Raw genomic sequence first — 17,407 nt, 5'->3', positions numbered from 1 at the left:
TGCGACAGCTTGTTTACTATACCACTGCCGCAAGGAATCGTCAAGCACTTTTTACAAAAAAGTTTATATTTTTTTGTGCAGATTGTTTTCCAGCATATGTTGATGCAAATACTTTTCCCTGGTAGCTAAACCACCTCTGATATGTCTCTCTGATTTATTCACCTCCAGCACAGCCCTGGCCTGCCTTGCAAGTGCTGGATTTAAGCTTGCAAGCCTGGTCGTCACGTCCTTATGTACTGTGGACTTTGATATTCCAAACCTTTTTGCAGTCTGCCTTACCGTTGCCTTAGTTTCGATAATATAATTTCCAATCTCTACTGCCCGCTCTTCAATATACTCTTTCAAAAAAACGCCTCCGCCGACGCTGTTTTTACAGTGTATGCTGAGGCGCTATATTTATATGTAAGAAAACGTTCCTTAATATTTTGCAGTTAAATAATTACCATATCCTTCGTACATATTATAAAGTACATTACATTTTCTCAAAAAAATGATACTCATATAAATTAGTCAGTTTCTTTCCTGTAAGCACTGCGTAAGCCCTCAGTAAAGAAGAGCCGCATCCTGCTGCGCCTACATAAATTCCCGGGTAGCTTACTACTCTGGTGGGAATGGTTCTCCACCAGCTGTCGTACCAGGTTCGGCTGCCTCACTGGCAAAATCCAGATATTTCCGGATTCCAGTGCGACGATATACAATATCCTGAAAAACAATAAATCCGCCATCTGCAGTAATATCCTCCTGCTCGCTCCAGAACAATCCGCGTTCATCTCGAGAAGCTGCCTCCATAAGAATATCCGCTGTGCGTAGCACGAAATCGCGATACTCCTGCTTTCTTGTCACCTGGTAAAGATCCTCCAGGAAATAGGCTTCTCCTACCGGTCCATTATAAGATCCTGCCGCCCATCCCGGCACAGGAATGATTCCTTTCACATCCGAATGTAAGGTATGTTGATACCATTCAGAACCAACCTGCGTAGCAATAATATGCGCAGCCGCTTCTTCTGCTTCTTTCAGCCATCTCTCATCACTAGTGGCTTCATAAAGACGGATCATGAAAATTCCGATTCCAGCTGAACCGTCATACATACTTTTTGACGTAAACATAGGAACATCTTCACGATATCCTTCCTGTCCCTCCGGAAGCGCTTTCCAGATCCTTCCATACTCTGTCTTCACCGCCAGCGTGTCGATCCAGTTCGCTGTCTCTATCGCTGCCCGAAGATAATCTTCTGCAGTATTCTTATGAAAAATTCTTGGATCTATCCTTTTATTCATCTGATGGCCCGCCACTTCTGCACTTTAGCATGAAACTTTCAGCTCTTCACTGCCATTTTTCCGCTTTTGAAAGTGGTTTTTCCTTTCGTTAATGTTGTTGTAAAATATGCCCTTGTTTTCATAGTATATCAATAGGTTTTGTCAATATAGTTTACCATCAGGCCTCAACAAAGGCTTTCTTCTGTTCTTCCGTCATTTTATATATCGAATCACTATTTTTACCCCTTCGCCCTTAAGTAAAATTTTCAATATATTTTCCGTTTTCAAAAAATTCTTAACAGTCCTTACAGAGTATCATGAATCATCATATTTTTATATGGTATAAGCTCCTAAAATCTGCTATTATAGAAGACGTTGAATGTACAAATTTATTTTAAACGACAGAGGTGTTAGACATGAGTTGGTATAACGAGGCAGTTTTTTATCACATTTATCCACTGGGTTTGACTGGGGCGCCGAAGCAGAATGAGTATGGAGAGCCTGTGCATAGGCTGAATACACTTCTTCCGTGGATCGATCATATTAAAGAGATCGGGTGCACCGCTTTATATATTGGTCCTTTATTTGAAAGTGTGGGACATGGTTATGAGACTACTGATTACAGGAAGCTTGACTCCCGTCTGGGGGACAACAAGGATCTGAAGAATTTCGTTGCAGCCTGCCACGAAAAAGAGATCAAGGTTATCTTTGATGGCGTATTCAACCACACCGGACGTGACTTTTTCGCATTTAAAGATATTCAGGAGAAACGACAGAATTCACCTTATGTAAACTGGTACTGTAATGTGAACTTCTCTGGAAATACCGAATACAACGATGGCTTTTCCTATGAAAACTGGGGCGGATATAATCTTCTGGTAAAATTAAACCAGCGTAATCCTGATGTGCAGAACTACATCTGCGATGTGATCCGTTTCTGGGTTTCTGAATTTGATGTGGATGGTATCCGTCTTGACGCTGCGGACGTTCTGGACTTTGATTTTATGAAACAGCTGCGCCGCACCGCTGAGGAAGTGAAGCCGGATTTCTGGCTGATGGGCGAAGTCATCCACGGCGATTACAGTCGCTGGGTAAATGGCAGCACCCTTCACAGTGTTACAAACTATGCACTTCACAAGGCTCTTTACAGCGGACACAATGACCATAACTATTTTGAGATCGCGCACACTGTAAAATATCTGCAGAACATGGGCGACCTTGATCTTTATAATTTCGTGGACAACCATGATGTAGAACGTATTTACACCAAGCTTTCCAATAAGGCGCATTTTGCTCCGGTTCATGTGCTTCTCTACACCCTTCCGGGCGTTCCAAGTATTTACTATGGTTCCGAATTCGGAATTGAGGGCAAAAAAGAACGCACTTCCGATGACAGCTTAAGACCAGCACTGAATCTTGCAGATTACGCTGACGCAGTGGAGAAAAATCCTTGCACAGCTCTTATTGCTGCTCTTGGAAAAGTCCGCCAGAATACACCGGCTCTTAATTATGGAAGCTATGCAGAGCTTATGCTCACCAACCGCCAGTATGCTTTTGCCCGTGACCTGGATGGGGTGCGTGTGATCGTCACTGTAAATAATGATGACAATGTCGCTTCTATGGATTTGGCTGCTGGAAATGCAGCTGAATATGTAGGTACTCTGACCGGTGAAAAAGTTTCTGTAGAAAATGGACGCATTCATGTAACCGTTGCCGGAAACAGCGGAAATATCTGGGTTCCGGCTGGGGATATGCCAGAGTATAAGCCGGTAGAGATGAATGCAAAGACACCGGAAACTACTAATACAACAGTTAAGGCTGACAACGAAGACCAGACAAAAGAGGAAGCTGCTGCCACTGTCGCAGAGCAAAATACAACTCCGACCTCCCAGGCACTGAAAAATGCTGCGAATACGGACAGCATAAAGGAAACAGTTGCGACTACTGTAGGTAACTCTGATTGCACCGCAAATGCTTCTGAAAAAGCAGCTAATGGTACAACATCTAATACTACTACCGCATCCGAACCAGCCTCCGAAAAATCTCAGATAACCGTAGACTGGTCCAAGTCCCCAGAGGACATGACCGTAGAAGAGCTTCAAGCCGGAATCCTTGCGAAAATGGCAAACAATGGACCGGTAACCGACCAGATGAAGAAAACCGTTTATGACAATATCTGGCATGATTCCCTGGTGAACTGGCTGAAGAGCTTCCGCTGATTTGCGGCAGCCACCAGGATCTTATGCCTGCATAAATACAAAACGCCAGAATGAAATTCGCTTTACCGCATGATAAAGCTTTTCATTCTGGCGTTTTTCATTTCTCAATCGCTAGAGCGTGTTTGAAAAAGGCTTTCTGCAAGATGTGCGTCACAATTTGTGGGAATGATTTTTCAAACAGGCTCTAAACCATAAAATCATATTTTTAGCGGTAGCCTTTCAAATATTCCTTCTGTTCAGACGTAATCCGATAGCTTTCCACTGCCTTCTGGATAGTCTTTTTATGTACCCAGTCCGACAGTCTGTGCTGCTCAATATAAGGAACTGCAGCATCCCATTGCTTGGCCAGCGCGGTGGCAAAATACCAGGCGATCATCATGTTTACATAATATTCCTGTGATTGTACGCCAGCTGTCATTTCAAGATACTCCGGGGAAAAATCCTCGTCCAGAAAAAGGCGCATAAGCATACCGATTCCATAACGAATGGTGTAGGTTTCAGAGGATTTGATCCACTTTTTCACCTCTTCCAGTACTGCCTCTTTGTTCTTACGGAAACACTTTGGCTCTGGGAAATCACAGGTGGCCCAGTTGTCGATATAGGGCAGGAATCGCAGTACCTCTTCCATACATTTCGGATAGTCCTTTATCCCAGTGATCAGCATCATATGAAGATTATTTTCCTCATAAAACTGGTGAGGAAGCTGCTGCAAAAAGTCCTCTGATTCCGGAGTACCGGCGAATACTCTTGCAAACTTCCGAAGCACAGAAGTACGGATTCCAATAATCTTTTCCTTGGCTGTTTCGGGCATTAATTTGCTGTGGAAATCCCGATATTTTATATCCTGTAATTCGAATAACTGCTTCTGCAATTCCGTTAATTCTGCCATACATACTCCCTGTTTTTCAATCTATAACAGACATTTCCCTCTAATTTTCAACGAAATTTGGGTTTTCAACTGTCGTCCTTTTAGTTTACATAATGCTTTGTGTAATGCTTTTGGCTTACCTAAAACACTCATAGTTGATGTCAATTTGAGCCAATTCTATTCTGCTTTCTCCGCTGCCTCCAGGCTTGCCATCAAAAGCTCATAGAAGTCATCTTCCCCCTCCAGCTTCGGGGAGTTTTCTCCGCCACCATTGGTACTGCGGCGCATGGTGGCATAGAAGTCTTCTCCGGCAGATACCAGGTCCATTTCATACAATTCATAGCCAAGTTCCCTGCATAATCTGCAAAAAACAGTGAGAGGATCCTTTTCCAAACGGGTTGCCAAAAGCTTTTTTCGAAGTTCACCATCTTTCAGCGCATCACCTTGCAGACGGTCCAGAATTTCCAATGTTGTCATATGCGGTACCTCCTTTTTTGCAGCTGTGCTCACAGAAGGCTGTTGTGAACTCTACTCACCACTCAAAAGCATTCTTATCAGACATGCTGGCATTCCTGTCCCAGCTTCAGCTGTGTTATTTTCATATATTTTAATACCTCAGCTATCTGTGCGCAACTGTTAATTTCAGGATCCATCTGTAATCCAGCAGGTTCTCTAGAGCGTGTTTGAAAAAGGCTTTCTGCAATCTGCACGCCCCAATTTGTGGGAATGATTTTTCAAACACGCTCTAATACCAGCTAGCATACTGCATTGTGATATTCCTCCACATAACTCCGCTTCTGATCTGTCATTACAAGCATCACTTCATCCATAGCCGGACCGATATACTGGATCTTATCCGGCGGGGCGGCAATGATCAGCTGAAGTGGAAGGCGTCTCAGGAACTCCAGAACGCCGCCAATTCTTTCATCATCCATGTTGTTAAAGGCCTCATCAAACAACACCAGACCAGCTGCCTCGCCCCCGATATTGTTGCTGTAAAGCTGCACAAAAGAGGCTGCCACTGTCACATAAAACGGGGTCTGTGTCTCACCGCCGCTCTTCTCTTCACATACCTTGGAATAGTAAGAATAGGTGCCGTCATTATGAATGATCTTAATGTCATAATCCATGTAAGTACGGTAATCCGTAAACTCGTCAAGAGCCTGTGCACTGTTATCTCCACTTACCGAAAGCTGTTCAAACAGCTCCTCGATTACATCCTTATGAGCCTCATGGAAAATTCCCGAAAACAGGGATTCGCCTTGTGTCACATTGAAATCATCCATGATCATTTCATAATAATTGCGGTATTTCTTACTTGGCATAAACTGGAATTCATAGCGTTCACTGCTAAAATCAATGCCCTTTAACGCCTTGTTCAGTTCCTTAAATTCCCCCTGTGCAAGCTTCATATTCTCCTGTAATTTCGCCAGAAACTGCTCATGAAATTCTGTTTCTGCCGCTTTATGGGCAGACTGTACTTTCTCCTCATAATCAAGAAGTTCAGAGTTTTTCAAACGTTCATACACCGCCTCAAATTCAGGAAAACCTTCCAGACTGGCAGCTGCACCAAAATCATGCTCGGTCTTATATTCCACCATGGCATTTATCATATTGTCTTTGGCAATCTGACATCTCTCGCTGTTATATTTTCTCTTATTAGAAGGCAGTTTATAAAAATATTCACTTTGAAACTGCTCAATTGATCTTACTCCCAGAGCCTCCTTATATTCCAGATTCCAGCTATTTAAACGTTCTCCCGCATCTGCTGCAAGAGCGGTTACCTCACTCTTTCCGGTAATCTGTTTTTCCAGAAGTGTCTGTTTTCTGGCAACCAAATCCTGGATCCGGGCACGCATTCCACCGATTTTTTCCGTGTCGGAGCTGATGGTGTAATCCGATCCCCTAAGCACTTTTTCCAGCTCATCCAGCTGCAGCTGCTTCTGGATCAGGGTGGAATTTTCTTTCAGTTTTCGTATATTTTCCTCACATTTATCAATGGATTTATTTAACATACGAAGGGTAGCGATCACATCCAGACGGTACTTAATATCCACGTCACTTTCTGTAGAAAGAAGTCCCAGAATCTCTTTTGTGTCAGACAGCTTTTTCTCCTGATTTTCCATTGTTTCACTAAGCTTCTGAAATTCTTCTTCAGCCTGTGCCAGCTGTACGGTAAAAGCATTTTTGCCGATAAACGGCACACGAAATACCTCTGGTTTGATGGCACTTGCCACACAGTTCTGATATCTCATACAGCCCTTTGTGATAGAAACAGAATACTTTTTCAGGTCTTCGTAACGCTCGCACATCTGTACTTTTCCAAGGAGCATGTTGCTGTACTGACGGGCATATTTGTTCTGGGATATGACTACTTCTGCCAGAGTTCCAGCAGGAGCAGTGTCGTATTTTTCCAGATCTTTCGTGTTGATCAGACCTACTCCGTAAACTTTTTTCTCTCTTCGAAGACGGTCATAAATACCAAGTGCAATATCGAAGTTCTCCGGTTCTACAAGCACGTAAAAACGCTGCGTATTCAGATACCCCTCCACTGCGTTTCGCCATTCCTCATCCTTAATTTCCAGCATTTCGCAGAACACTCCAGGCTGGATTTCTCTTCCAATACCCGCAAATTCTTCCTGTACAGACTCCACAAGAAGCTCTACCCCAGATGGATAAGTCAGCTTTTTGCGTTTCAGTTTATTGATCTTTTTGCTTAATTTCTCCCATTCTGTCTGGTTCTGGTTAAGCCGGATCTTCAGCTGCGCCTGCTCTTCCTGCAGTTCTCCATAGCGCATCTGTTTGAAATGGATCACATCATCTGTAAGGCTCTTTATTTCTGTTACATTGATATCACCATCCAGAGTTTGAAGTTTTTTCCGGTATTCACGGATACAGGAAGCGAAATCTGCGCCAGTTCCATTTTCTGCATTTGCAGACTGACTCATTTCGGTAGAAACTGCTGCAGAATATCTGGAAGTGTTCCCTGCCTCTATAGTCCGTAACAAACTCTCGCAGTCCCTGGCCGCCTGAGCCACGCTCTTCTTCAATTCCGTCTCCTCATTCATAGCTTCCTGTCTCTTATCCCGAAGCCTTTTCAGCTCTTTTTTCTCCTCTTCCAAAGCTACAAATTCCTGGTTATGACGCAGTTCTACACGAATATTTGTGGCAATTTCCTGCTTTTCAGAGCGCTCTTTCTGAAGCATTTCCAACTGGGCTTTCGCCTGGGAAAGACGGATTTCTTCGTTCTTTCTGGCAGTTTCCAGACTGGAAAGCTGTCCTTCCACAAGCTCCAGATCACTACGTTTCAGGAAATACTCGTACATCCTGTCCTTTTCAATACGCTCCTGTACACGCTGGTACAATTCCTGTATTTTTTTCAGTTTTTTCATGCGTTTTTTCACGTTATCAAGGGTACGTTCCATATCCTGATAAGTACGCACATTCTCCCGAAGTACATCAATATTGACTTCTTTTTCATCCAGCACGTAAGAGTAAACAAAGTCCTTAATATCGTCGATTGGCTTAAATGCAAGCGCTTTTGGAATCAGACGAAAGAACTTATCTTCAATCCTTCCAAGTCTTGCTGTGACCATTCTACGGGCTTCCACATTGGTCTTGCACCACTGGCGGATATCAATGTTGGAACCACGGAATTCTGCAATGGATTTCACCTGGTTTCCGTACAGGAAAAGATCATCTGAGATCCTGGTATTCTCCATCAGATACCGCACTGTAGTCTCCTGGCCCTCAGAAGCAGAATCCACAACAGCACCGATAATGAAATATTTATCCTTGCTTTCCTCATAAAATTCCAGGGCAACATGAGCGCTGATCTCGCCGGTACGCTCATAAGGCTGGTTTTCTTTTCCTGTTTTACAGCGGATATATCCGGTAAGCCTTCGCTTACCATTCTCGTGGGCCGCCTTGTTAAAATAACCGGTGGAACAGATGATCACAAACTGGATTGCGTCCAGAAGAGTGGATTTTCCAGCACCGTTTTCACCAGATAAAAGAGTAGAATCTCCAAACTCTATGGTACAGTTATTAAACCTGTGCCAGTTAATCAGCTTCATCCTCGTCAGTTTCTTCATCGCTTTCGTTTCTTCCCTTTCTGTATGTCTCCAGTTTCTCATATGCTGCCTTAATGTCTTCTGCACGTACCACCATCAGAATGGAGTCGTAAATCAGAACACGAGATTCTTCATCTCCCATATCCTTATCCAGAAGCTCCACGATCTGATATCTTCGGAACAGGCTCAGGGCATTTCGCATGGTGGTTTTGTCGATTAATCTGTCACGGATATTAAGACTCACAAACTTATCCTGAATGTCTCCAAGGTTCACGATTACCTCCTCTATTGCGGAAAGCTCACGCTTCTTTTCATCGTAAAGGATTCGCAGGATCAGAAGTACAATGGAATCATAAAGCTTCAGATTCATCCGGTTATACCCTCTCGGACTGGTCAGCTGAATCACTCCATATTCCTCGTTTATCTCAAGGCGATAGCCAAGAACGCCCAGATATTCTTTAAATTCTTTCCTGTATTTCAGCACAAAATAATAATCTGCTTTGGTATTCTGGTTTCCTTTGCACAAAAAGCAGGTTCCCAGAAGACGGTTGCAAACCCTGCTGAAATTATCCTTTTCTTTTTGCAGCATTCCTTCCAGATATTCCATTTTCTCTCCTCCGTATCCGAAAATCTTTGAAACGGTAGCCGTTTACTTCCCGTTCTTCCAGAGTTTCTATTACATATCCCATATTTTTGCGCTGACCGTAAAGGCGCACATAGATCAGTTTGATAAAATCCTCTTCATTATTGAGAGGAAGCTGGCTTGCTTCCAGCTCATCTTTTTCCGCCAGATAACGGTTTACGTAGTTCTGAATTTTCTCTACACTGATCACTTTCCGGATCTTTTCTGCCATCTTTCTCATTTTCTCACGGCGAAGCTCTTCGTCTGGTTCCTCATTCTCCAGACTGGAGGGGATGAATTCCTTTTTCCCTTCTACTGCCAGATACAGAGAACTTTGTTCCAGAATAGAACACTGGCAAATACGCACCAGATCATCCAGAAAATCAATGCGGTAGATTCCCCCAAGATCCATATTTTCCCGGTTGATTTCTTCATTAATTCCCATGAGTATTTCTTTCAACTGCCCCCGCACATCTTCATTTCCTGCCAGGAGAAATTTAGCACGGTTGATGGCAGCTCGCTGGTACTGGGTATTTTTCTGGTTGATTTCCTGAAGAATCTCGTCCATATTGCGGAAAGCCTCAATAATTTCGTGAAGATAACGGTAGGTCAGTTCCCGCCCCTCTTCCTCGGAAACCTCCCGGATAGCTGCAATCTCTGCAGATGCCTTTTCCAGAAATTCCTCATTGTGGCTTTTTTTCTCCAGGCACTGCATAATTTCCGGACGAAACTTGGAAACATTGTCAGAAGTCAACAGGCGGTGGTAGGCTTTGTCTACAATATTGGTAATGTAGTCGTTAAACAGTGCATCCATAATCTGGGCAACCGTGCTGTGTCTGGTAAGGTCATCAATGTAGTGTTTGATGTTGGAATTGAGGTTTTTCAGACCAGTGATCAGGTAGTCAGTGTTTTCCCAGATCTGCATGAGCACGATACCCGGCTTATCCATGGTGCCTTTTACCAGACTGTAGATGGTATAAATGTACCCCTGGTATTCAATTTGTTTCCCATCTGCGATATCCAGGAGTGTTTTGATTATTTTCACAGCGTATTCCTTGAAGTTTACACGCTGTACGTAGCTTTTGTCTGTTTCCACTTCGATCCAGCCGTAGTATTCCAGGCGGCGCAAAATGCCGTTAGCCCGGCTTCGGCTGTCATCAGCCTGGAATTCTTCTTCCACCAGCTGGGCCGCATTTTCCTGTCCAAAATAAAATTCCAGCTCGTCTACCAGCACTTCTCTTTCCACGCCAAAGGAGAACTGGTGTTCCATAATGGCAAAAAGGCGGCTGATACATTCCCAGTATACAATTCGGTTTGGAGAAGATAATGGGACAAAAAAGTTGTCGGGGATTATGTGAAACATAGGGTGTCCTTTCTTTAAACGTAAAACAAGGGACAAACTGCTTTGTCCCTGAAATCTTTCTTTATTTTAGCATAGCCGGTTTTATTGTACAAGGTTTTCTCAGTTGCTATTTAGTGTGTTAAAAGTTCTTCAGGAGGGACGCATTTGGACAATGTGTATTACTCTCTCGCCGGCGCAACGCTCCAGCAAACTAATCGCTAACTGCGACTAATGCGTTCGGGAGAGCCCTCACGCATAAGTCTCCGTAAGCGCTGGATTTCGCTTGCGCTAAGGGCGCGCCTGAAATGGCTCGCTGGAGTAATACACATTGCCCAAATGCTGTGTGTCGGCTGGAACTTGCTGGTTGGCAAGAACTTTTAACGAAGGGGAGGGGGAGTGATTGGTTTCCCGATACTTTCTTGACAACGATAGATTAGAAAAACCAATAAAGTTGCGGGATACCAACTACTTCACCCCACCCCCGTTGTTGTCGTTACTGTTTCTTTCTTCCCTTTTCAGTAACCAGCGATTTTGCAATGTATATTCGCAAGCCGCGCATTTCAGGAGCGGTTTTAGTGGAGGCGAGATCCATGACTTACGGAGACTTAGGCGCGAAGGCTCTCCTGAGCGTCTTAGTCGTAGTTAGTCATTAGCTTGCCGGAACGTTGCGACGCGCGGCGGTGAATATACATTGTGAAATCGCGTCCGGGATAACGACCAACCAATTAAATAGCAATTCTCAATATACCTAATATTAGCAAATGTGCCGGATAAAAAATGTAGAAGAACCACTTAGAAAAGGTTCGATGTTTTTCGGAGCGCTTTCCGTTGTAGAGATAGATGATGCAAAGTGCTGAGAGCAAAATTCCGGCGGTGGCGCCGAGGGACTGGATAACAGCCCTGGCAGGAGTGGTCTGCTCCATGTTTTCTACAAGGTTTAACAGACCAAAGAACAGCATTGCCTTTCCGAAAACCTTCCATAAAAGTTTTTTTCGTTCAGGATTCTGGCCGCCAGCCAGATGGCTTTTCTGATCAGCATTCCGGCCGCCGGCTGGCAGCATTTTCCCCTGTGCATCCCGGAGGCCACCGCTTGCGAACCAGTAGGTGAAGATGGGGGCAAGAAGGGCCCAGTCACTGTAGGCGGAGGCAAATACCAGGCCCAAGATGCAGAGTATCCGCCGGGTTCCTGAAGGGATCTTTTCCATTGCATAAAGAATCAAAAAGCATAGAAAAAGGGTGAATAGCATGTTCATGTTTACGAAACTGATGGTTCCTTCTTCTGTAAATGCAAGACAGAAGGGAATTTCGGAGATCAGGGCAAACAGCAGAAGCCGTTTGCCGTATTTCTCTTTGGAGCGGGTGTAGCCGTAGCCTTCTACCAGAAAGTAGCACATAGTGATAGCGGTAAAATAACCCACGTCCACCATCACCTCAAAAAGGAAGGTACCTGGTTCCAGGAAAATGTTTGCAATATGGTTTAATAGCATGGTAAACATGGCTGCATATTTAATCTGGTCCCGGTTCATGCCTCAAAAATCCTCATCAGCATATCCGCCATACCCACAGAGTATCCAGCTGCTGCAAAAATGCCCTGGCAAGGGCCTTCGGTAATGACCATAAGCGGCAGCTTCTCGGAATCTACGTACATGCGGCGGGCGGTCATTTCCTTGTCCTTGCCGAAATCGTGGAAGTACACCTGAATTTCAGGGAACAGTTCCAGACATTTCACCATAGTAGCATTCTTTAAAGAATCTTTACTGCGAAGGATAAATATAACCTGCTTTTGGATTTTTTCATATTTTTCTTTCAAATCCATCATTTCATTGAGGATGTGCTCGGTAGGCTCGCGGCCCTCTTCTAACCAGAAGAGAATATTGCGCGCAACCAGACTATTCTCCCGTTTGGCAGCGTCTCCAAAGGCTACAGCCGCATCCAGCCCTTCGTCTGCCTTGCAAGGAACATCTATGTGCTCTGCATCAGACAGTTCGCAGCGCCTTCTTCCCGTCAATTCAGACACCAGCACCTGATTTCCAGCCCGATCGGTCAGCTTGGAATCCGGAATGGAATGACGGTTGAACATTTCCTTCAGACAATACTCCCGAAGCTCCAGTTCCACCCGCTTCGTCTCATCTTTTTCAATATGAAAATCGTATCTTTTTCCCAGAATGTTTCCATTTGGCAGACGGTTTCCAGTCAGGATCCGGTAATCTCCCGGCATAATATCCAATTCCAGTTTTCCAGCTTCCCACTTGCGGTCGCTGAAATCCAGGGTAAGGTATCCTCTTCCGTCTGTCACCGCAATGGTCCAGTTCTGGAAATAATTCCAGTCCCCTTTTTCCCCGGCGAAGACTGTAAGATGGGATTCCTTCCGGCTCTCTTCCAATACTGCTACAAACCTCATTCCATCCCAATATTCAATAGCTCCATCAGCAGGATTCAGACGTGCCGGGATTCCCAGAGTTCTGGCGATTGCCACGAAAAGCACCTTGTGGGATTTCTCTCCGGCAATTCCAAGCTCCAGTGCTGCACCAGGAGTGGTGTATGCAGTCAGGCGCTCTTTGTCATTGCGGACTGAAATGTTCTCTTCGATCCAGGTCCAGATGCTCTTGGGATCTGCTTCAAAGGCATCCCTCTGCCCCTTGTCAAAATAGCCCAGGATCTTCTTTCTCCACCTGGTAAGAACCTCATTTTCCACGCGGGGATTCCATACATATGGAATGTAAATCTCATCTGGATTAAATTCGCGATAAACCGAGGCCTCCTGATAATGGCCCTCCAGCACTTCTGGAAAAGCATCCCTTCTATCTTTCTCAGACAAAACAGCCATCATAGGCTCCACTTCCTTCATGGTATGTCCAAAAAGGCAGCGCTTCCACAGCGGCTGGAATTTCTCAATCTTACGTCGACAGTGTTCTGCCTCAGCGGCAATCCGGCGATTATTCTCTTCTTCCTGTTCTTGGGTAATATTCCAGCTTATTCTGCCGGTATCCTCCGGTGCATTCATGTCAAAATCCACCCAAAGCTCATCTTCATATTCCTCACCAAGAGTACAGGTAAAATGGTCGTCCTCTCTTGTGTCGATTACCTTTTCCCCGTAAGCACCATCATAAACAGCACAGATCAGCAGGCTTCCAAAACCGGTTTCAAAGGAAATACAGCCATTTTTGTCTGCTTCCATTATTGCAATCGGGGAAAATTCCCCATAGTTCATTACCTCAGCCCGTACTTTTGCCCCAGCAGCCGGAGTTCCATCCAGATCTTCCACTGTAATAGTGATCCACCTGGTTTTGGCATATTTACCAAGAAGATTGATGATCCGGTTCATTCCGTCTTTTCCGATCACTTTTTCGTCTGGCATAGCGCGGTCATACCATCTGGAGCCGATCATCATGGCCCTGGATGCTGCATTGGTAAACCAGCCCTTGTCCAGAACAGCTTCTGGCTCGCAAGCTCCCAGATAATGCCAGTCGCCATCGCACCAGACCTCTACCCAGGCGTGGTTGTCATCACAGTGGGACCATCTCGGCACATACACTGGTCTTGCAGGGATTCCGGCACTTCGCATTACATTTACCACAAAGACGGCTTCCTCACCACAGCGGCCTACACCGCTTCTGTAAATTTCCAGTGCGGAGCCGGTACGCATGTCCGTTCCCTGGTACATCACTTCTCCCGCACACCAGTGATTGATTTCCAGTGCAGCTTCCACCATGGCCTTCCCCTGGACCTTATCCTTTATTTTTTTCCAGAAATAGGTACGGCATGGTTTGATTTCTTCATCATTTGTCCGATGAAAAAGCACGTAATTCAGGAAATAAAGCTCTGGATAATTCTTTACATAATGGGAATTTTCCCAGAGATAGATTCCCTGCTGCACATAATCCAGATAAGTGTCAAAGGTATAGTTTCCCACATCGCTGTAGGGCATATTGCTGTACAGATATTTCATTCCGATCACAATATCAGGACTTAGTGCTTCCATTCTCTTCTTTATCTCTTCCGCTTTTCCTGGCAGTTCCCTGGAAAAATCTTCAAAGTCTTTTTCTATCCGGTCTCTGTTTTTTTCAAGAAACATCTTATAATCTCCTCATCATTTTAAGCGTGATCACAATTTCACTCTAAACGGACATGCCGCCTGTCGGCGACATCTCCATATAGGAAAGTCAGCTGTTCCACGCCTATGGCGCTCCCACTTGGCAAAAATACTTTTGGGCGCAGACTTAATAAAATCGCAGTATTTCATATATCACAAGAGATTCTATTTTATATCAAGCATATTTATAATATTTCCATATCCAGCATCTTCTGCCAGCTGCTGGATCCCATCCCTTATTTCCTCCAGGGAATAGTTGTGCGCTTCCAGAAATTCATCCCCTTTGGATGCAGCATATTCGTAGAAAAACATAGCTTCTGCCAGAGCTTCTTTGTCAGCGTAATCGATCCGGTCAAGAAGTTCGTTCTCTGCCTCGTTGATCTCGCCTCTGTCCACCATGGTTTTCATATGGTGAAGCTTGTCTCCGGAAATCTGATATTTGGATTCTACCGGCAATTCCACCTGGACATATTTTTTCCCAAGCATGACGCTGGCAAGGACACGGGCAATCTCTTTGATCATACGCATAATGTAGTCTTTTTCGTCATCAGTGAACATAAATTTTCCTCCTGGATAAATGAGAGTTCGTGGCTTTAGGGTAGCACCTTCCCAACATCAGAACTATTTCTGACTACTCTTACTGACTGCGGCCACAAAAACCACAAAGGTTCCGCCCTGACACTTGTATGCGTCCTGGCAGAACCTTTGTCATTAAGCTTATTATTTCATTTTTGATATCCTTTTGTCAATATAAGATGAAAGAAATTCAACGCTTCCCTCCACGCCAAGAGTGCTGCTGTTCAGACTCAGATCATAGGTATGGGAATCTGACCATTTGGAATTGCAATGACTGTCGTGGTATTTCTTTCTCTTTCTGTCTTTCTCTTTGATAAAGCGCTCAGCTTCTTTATCGGTTTTTCCATAAAGACGGGCTACACGGGCAATTTTCTGATCCATGTCTCCAATAATGAAGATGGAAATCAGGCCCTCATAATCCTTCAGGATTGTCTCAGAGCAACGTCCTACAACTACAAAGGATTCTCCTTTTTCAGCCTTTTCCCGAAGAAAATTGAACTGCATCATAGCAACGTTGTCTGCCGGAGAACTGCTCATTCCTTTCACTGTGCGGTAAAGAAATTTGTTGTGCTTCATCTCGTCAAAGATTTCCAGCTCTTCTGGATTTACGTTATGGCTGTCTGCCACCTCGCGTAAAAGATTGTGATCGTATAAAGAAAGTCCATAGCGCTTGGCGATTCGCTCTGCAATTTCATGGCCTGCGCTTCCGAACTCTCGTCCGATGGAAATGATCACCTGTTTTTGTGTTTTCATGGTATCCTCCCTTCTAACCAGAGAAATCCGCTCTTGTTTCACGGATTTTTCCGGATAAAATGCCGTTAAAAGCGGGCAAGACCAACTGTCAGTTATTCATGGCATGCCAGATCTTTGGCACTGCTTTTTCTCTGATAATTGACAGTTCTACACTTCCCCCTTATGGCATTATAAATATCTAGCATAAATCATCAGCATGGAAACGAGGACAACCAGGATCGTGGCAGGTGCCATTGCCTTGCAGTATTTTCCCCATTTGATCATGTGACCGCTCTTGGCTGCTGTTGCGATACCGACTACGTTTGCAGAAGCTCCGATCGGGGTTGCACTTCCGCCGATGTCAGTACCCATTGCAAGAGCCCATGCCAGAATGGAAATATCAACTCCCTGTGCGGCTGCTAGACTGTCAATAACCGGGATCATGGTAGCTGCAAACGGAATGTTATCAATAAATGCACTTGCGATAGCAGATACCCAGATAATGATGGCGATCATTACCATCAGGTTTCCGCCGCTGACTTTTCCAATAAATCCAGCCAGGATCGTAAGGATACCGGTCTGCTCCAGACCGCCAACAACTACGAAAAGTCCTACGAAGAACAGCAGTGTCTTGTAATCAACCTTTTTCAGAAGGTCCAAAGCATCTTTTCCGGAAGTGATCAGTGTCACTGCTGCGATAAATACACCGATACAGGATACGGTAAGCCCTGTCTGGGAATGTGTTACCAGAAGGACAACAGCGCAGAGGAAGATCACACAGCTGATGGTGAAGCCCTTCTTGCTTACAATCGCTTCTTCCGGATCCGGTAACGTAGACGGATCAATTTTTCCCGCATTTTCGGTAAGCTCTTTGCGGAAAATAAAGTAAAAATAGATTACAACCAGTACCAGTGCGATCACCGCGATAAGACCTGTGTTTGTCACGAAATCTGCAAAGGAAAATCCAAGTGATGTTCCAATGATAATGTTCGGCGGATCTCCGCACATGGTTGCGGATCCACCAAGGTTGGCGCAGAAAATCTCTGCAAGGATCATTGGTACCGGATTAAATTTCAGCAGCTGTGACAATTCTACGGTAACCGCTGCAAGGAACAGGATTACGGTGATACTATCGATAAACATAGCAAGTACAAAGGACAGGAGCATAAATGTGATAAAGATCGGGATGATCTGGTATTTAACCAATTTCGCGATCTTCATGCATAACCAGCGGAAAAATCCGGAGTTTGCCATGCCTTCTACCATGATCATCATACCAGCGATGAACACGATAGTTTCCCAGTTGATTCCAGCAGAAGCTTCGCTTGCTTCACCTGCTGTGTGCCAGAATCCCGGTGAAAAAATACTATGTATGTTCAGTGTTTCAATAATTGCTGAGGGGCTGTGCATACAGATTCCAAATACAAGAATCAATGTAAGGAGCGCACATCCCAGCGTAACAATATGTCTTTCCCATACTTCTGTGATGATCAGAATGAACATCGCCAGGAAAATTACTACTGCAAAAATCTGTGCTATCATTTCTTTCCTCCATGACTGTCAAACCATGCCATCCAGATACCGACAGCAATGGCTGCAACAATCATTACTCCTATAAAAATATT

Annotated in this window: 13 protein-coding genes; 1 reads left to right on the top strand and 12 read right to left on the bottom strand. The window is 44.6% G+C overall.

What is annotated here, in order from left to right; all coding sequences use genetic code 11:
* Positions 1 to 63 precede the first annotated feature (63 nt).
* Together spoIIID and I2D69_RS11300 are read right to left on the bottom strand one after the other, a co-directional pair.
* The gene (gene spoIIID / locus I2D69_RS11305; protein ID WP_195379924.1) at positions 64 to 345 is read right to left on the bottom strand and encodes a sporulation transcriptional regulator SpoIIID; all 282 of its coding nucleotides are present in this window, start codon (positions 343 to 345) and stop codon (positions 64 to 66) included.
* A 252-nt stretch (positions 346 to 597) separates the two neighbouring features.
* Positions 598 to 1,278 (bottom strand): hypothetical protein, encoded by a 681-nt coding sequence (locus I2D69_RS11300; RefSeq protein ID WP_195379923.1) that lies wholly within the window; start codon positions 1,276 to 1,278, stop codon positions 598 to 600.
* Between the two features lie 395 nt (positions 1,279 to 1,673).
* Between I2D69_RS11300 and I2D69_RS11295 the strand changes: the two genes are divergently transcribed.
* Positions 1,674 to 3,476 (top strand): alpha-amylase family glycosyl hydrolase, encoded by a 1,803-nt coding sequence (locus I2D69_RS11295; RefSeq protein WP_195379922.1) that lies wholly within the window; start codon positions 1,674 to 1,676, stop codon positions 3,474 to 3,476.
* Positions 3,477 to 3,681: 205 nt separating this feature from the next.
* On the opposite strand, the gene I2D69_RS11290 is transcribed toward I2D69_RS11295, so the two are convergent.
* The 10 genes from I2D69_RS11290 to I2D69_RS11245 all read right to left on the bottom strand — a co-directional run bounded on the left by I2D69_RS11290 (position 3,682) and on the right by I2D69_RS11245 (position 17,324).
* Positions 3,682 to 4,365 carry a DNA alkylation repair protein gene (locus tag I2D69_RS11290; RefSeq protein WP_195379921.1) on the bottom strand — a complete coding sequence of 228 codons (684 nt, stop codon included), beginning with the start codon at positions 4,363 to 4,365 and terminating at the stop codon, positions 3,682 to 3,684.
* Between the two features lie 156 nt (positions 4,366 to 4,521).
* Positions 4,522 to 4,821 (bottom strand): hypothetical protein, encoded by a 300-nt coding sequence (locus I2D69_RS11285; protein ID WP_173717214.1) that lies wholly within the window; start codon positions 4,819 to 4,821, stop codon positions 4,522 to 4,524.
* A 278-nt stretch (positions 4,822 to 5,099) separates the two neighbouring features.
* Positions 5,100 to 8,438, bottom strand: a complete 3,339-nt coding sequence (locus tag I2D69_RS11280; protein WP_195379920.1) for an SbcC/MukB-like Walker B domain-containing protein — start codon at positions 8,436 to 8,438, stop codon at positions 5,100 to 5,102.
* A complete protein-coding gene (locus tag I2D69_RS11275) occupies positions 8,407 to 9,024 on the bottom strand; it encodes a DUF4194 domain-containing protein (RefSeq protein WP_118583732.1) in 618 nt (205 codons plus the stop codon). Before I2D69_RS11275 ends, I2D69_RS11280 begins: the two co-directional genes overlap by 32 nt.
* Positions 8,984 to 10,402: a Wadjet anti-phage system protein JetA family protein gene (locus I2D69_RS11270; protein WP_173719603.1), complete on the bottom strand. Its 1,419-nt coding sequence runs from the start codon at positions 10,400 to 10,402 to the stop codon at positions 8,984 to 8,986. Before I2D69_RS11270 ends, I2D69_RS11275 begins: the two co-directional genes overlap by 41 nt.
* Positions 10,403 to 11,106: 704 nt before the next feature.
* Positions 11,107 to 11,907 carry a TraX family protein gene (locus tag I2D69_RS11265; RefSeq protein ID WP_195379919.1) on the bottom strand — a complete coding sequence of 267 codons (801 nt, stop codon included), beginning with the start codon at positions 11,905 to 11,907 and terminating at the stop codon, positions 11,107 to 11,109.
* On the bottom strand, positions 11,904 to 14,456 hold the full coding sequence (locus tag I2D69_RS11260) for a transglutaminase-like domain-containing protein (RefSeq protein ID WP_195379918.1): 2,553 nt from the start codon (positions 14,454 to 14,456) through the stop codon (positions 11,904 to 11,906). Before I2D69_RS11260 ends, I2D69_RS11265 begins: the two co-directional genes overlap by 4 nt.
* Before the next feature lie 183 nt (positions 14,457 to 14,639).
* On the bottom strand, positions 14,640 to 15,032 hold the full coding sequence (locus I2D69_RS11255; protein WP_148461579.1) for a DUF6483 family protein: 393 nt from the start codon (positions 15,030 to 15,032) through the stop codon (positions 14,640 to 14,642).
* 162 nt (positions 15,033 to 15,194) lie between these two features.
* Entirely contained in the window at positions 15,195 to 15,803 is a 609-nt protein-coding gene (locus I2D69_RS11250) for a cytidylate kinase-like family protein (RefSeq protein ID WP_148461578.1), read from the bottom strand.
* Between the two features lie 168 nt (positions 15,804 to 15,971).
* Positions 15,972 to 17,324 carry an SLC13 family permease gene (locus I2D69_RS11245; protein WP_148461577.1) on the bottom strand — a complete coding sequence of 451 codons (1,353 nt, stop codon included), beginning with the start codon at positions 17,322 to 17,324 and terminating at the stop codon, positions 15,972 to 15,974.
* Positions 17,325 to 17,407 lie beyond the last annotated feature (83 nt).

Source organism: Ruminococcus sp. D54t1_190329_F1 (genome assembly GCF_015551645.1).
In the GTDB taxonomy this organism is placed as follows: Bacteria; Bacillota; Clostridia; order Lachnospirales; family Lachnospiraceae; genus Blautia_A; species Blautia_A faecis.
Note: the sequence above shows the minus strand (reverse complement) of the source record. Positions and strands in the feature narration are given on the sequence as shown.

Excerpts from the sequence above, each read along its gene's own strand:
- I2D69_RS11300 (WP_195379923.1), bottom strand. The coding sequence starts at position 1,278 with ATGAATAAAAGGATAGATCCAAGAATTTTTCATAAGAATACTGCAGAA.
- I2D69_RS11295 (WP_195379922.1), top strand. The coding sequence starts at position 1,674 with ATGAGTTGGTATAACGAGGCAGTTTTTTATCACATTTATCCACTGGGT.
- I2D69_RS11290 (WP_195379921.1), bottom strand. The coding sequence starts at position 4,365 with ATGGCAGAATTAACGGAATTGCAGAAGCAGTTATTCGAATTACAGGAT.
- I2D69_RS11285 (WP_173717214.1), bottom strand. The coding sequence starts at position 4,821 with ATGACAACATTGGAAATTCTGGACCGTCTGCAAGGTGATGCGCTGAAA.
- I2D69_RS11280 (WP_195379920.1), bottom strand. The coding sequence starts at position 8,438 with ATGAAGAAACTGACGAGGATGAAGCTGATTAACTGGCACAGGTTTAAT.
- I2D69_RS11275 (WP_118583732.1), bottom strand. The coding sequence starts at position 9,024 with ATGGAATATCTGGAAGGAATGCTGCAAAAAGAAAAGGATAATTTCAGC.
- I2D69_RS11270 (WP_173719603.1), bottom strand. The coding sequence starts at position 10,402 with ATGTTTCACATAATCCCCGACAACTTTTTTGTCCCATTATCTTCTCCA.
- I2D69_RS11265 (WP_195379919.1), bottom strand. The coding sequence starts at position 11,907 with ATGAACCGGGACCAGATTAAATATGCAGCCATGTTTACCATGCTATTA.
- I2D69_RS11260 (WP_195379918.1), bottom strand. The coding sequence starts at position 14,456 with ATGTTTCTTGAAAAAAACAGAGACCGGATAGAAAAAGACTTTGAAGAT.
- I2D69_RS11255 (WP_148461579.1), bottom strand. The coding sequence starts at position 15,032 with ATGTTCACTGATGACGAAAAAGACTACATTATGCGTATGATCAAAGAG.
- I2D69_RS11250 (WP_148461578.1), bottom strand. The coding sequence starts at position 15,803 with ATGAAAACACAAAAACAGGTGATCATTTCCATCGGACGAGAGTTCGGA.
- I2D69_RS11245 (WP_148461577.1), bottom strand. The coding sequence starts at position 17,324 with ATGATAGCACAGATTTTTGCAGTAGTAATTTTCCTGGCGATGTTCATT.